This is a genomic window from Bartonella sp. AP57NXGY (assembly GCF_042195805.1).
Lineage (GTDB): Bacteria > Pseudomonadota > Alphaproteobacteria > Rhizobiales > Rhizobiaceae > Bartonella.
In genome coordinates, this window is record NZ_JBHIOZ010000280.1 from 1 (window position 1) to 1,407 (window position 1,407).

The 1,407-nt window shown below is 28.5% G+C and carries 1 protein-coding gene and 1 pseudogene; one reads left to right on the top strand and one right to left on the bottom strand.

The genetic code is table 11. From position 1 onward, the window contains the following. Positions 1-98 precede the first annotated feature (98 nt). Positions 99-821: an ATP-binding protein gene (locus ACFIL8_RS10280; RefSeq protein ID WP_375681244.1), complete on the bottom strand. Its 723-nt coding sequence runs from the start codon at positions 819-821 to the stop codon at positions 99-101. 216 nt (positions 822-1,037) lie between these two features. Between ACFIL8_RS10280 and ACFIL8_RS10285 the strand changes: the two are divergent. Continuing rightward, positions 1,038-1,407 (top strand): annotated as a pseudogene (locus tag ACFIL8_RS10285) (helix-turn-helix domain-containing protein); the annotation flags it as partial.

Genomic DNA, 1,407 nt, shown 5'->3' on the forward strand with positions numbered 1-1,407 from the left:
GATATGGTACTAAAAAACGTTTTAAAAGTTACCATTTAAAAGTACAGAGCACAAATATAGAGCGATTAATTTGCAAAAAAGTTATGTTTAAAAGAAACTTATGAAAGCCTTTCTAAATACTGTTTAAACGTTTGAAACAGATGTTTATAACAGTTTCTAAAGCCTTGCGTATTGATTGTTCTTTTCTCTAATCTTTCTACATCTTCTAAATTTTTTACATCCCTTAAGTTATTTACATCTTCTAAATTTTCTACATTATGTACATAAAAGTTAATTTGGATATTTTCATCTTTCTTTAAAAAAAGTAAAGGAAGAAGATGATAGTAAATTTCATTATGAACTAAGTTTATATCTAACACATTTTGTTTATAAGGCCCTTCAAAAGATAAATGTGTATTCCACCATTTATCTTTTTCGCCCTTTTCTTTTTTAAAAGAATCTTGTGTAAACTGTGGAGTGAAATTCAGTGAAATTTGAGCATGATGTTCATCTTTGCTAAAACTAATGATTTTAACTTCTTCGAATATTTTCAAGTAAGTAATACGTCCAACCCCTTTACATCCTTCTTGAATTTTATAATCACTTTTATAAGTAGAGAAAGATTTGATATTCTCTTTTGTAAATCCATCTCCATTATCAAAAACACTTATAGAAAAAATTGGTTGATTCTCCCACAAATCTGCTTTGCCATAAAGTTGGAATAAAATATCAATTTTTGTTGCATGAGCTTGTATAGAGTTAACGATACATTCCTTAAGAACTGTAACGATATTCGTTTCTGAAGAAAGATCGCGGATTATAGCATTAAGATTGACAAGCATAAGTACACCAATATATTTTATTTATATATCTCGTTGTTATATTTAAATTTTATAATGATATTAAACACACTATTCCTGATGAAAAGTTAATAATTTCTCACCATAAGAGATATTGTATATGCTTGATAACGGTTTTTGTATAGAGGTATTGGACAAGATCTCCACACACTAAAAATAAAGACTAACCAAAATTTGAAAAACTTTATTAGAATCAGAATAAAATACTTATTCTTTCTAAAGGATTTTTCAAATGTTACCCCCTTTGGTAAAACTTTACGCAAACTTCGTATTGTTCGCTCAGAACGCCTCTATAGATATGGCTAAGAAATTAGACATATCTGTATCATTTTTATCTTCTGTAGAAATTGGCAAAAAATCTGTTCCTGTAGGACTGTAGGAAAAGATAATTGAACTCTATGATTTAGATCAAGAGAAGGCTTTACTCTTAAGAAAAGAAGCTTATGTTTGTCGCAAAAGTTTTACAATCAAGACTTCTGATCCGTTGAGGCATGAAGCTGTTGGTGAGTTTGTTAGAAATTTAGAGAATTTTTCACAACAAAACTTAGCAGAATTAAAAGACGTTCTT

Bases quoted from the DNA above. Each gene is read 5' to 3' on its own strand.
- ACFIL8_RS10280 (WP_375681244.1), bottom strand. From the start codon at position 821: ATGCTTGTCAATCTTAATGCTATAATCCGCGATCTTTCTTCAGAAACG.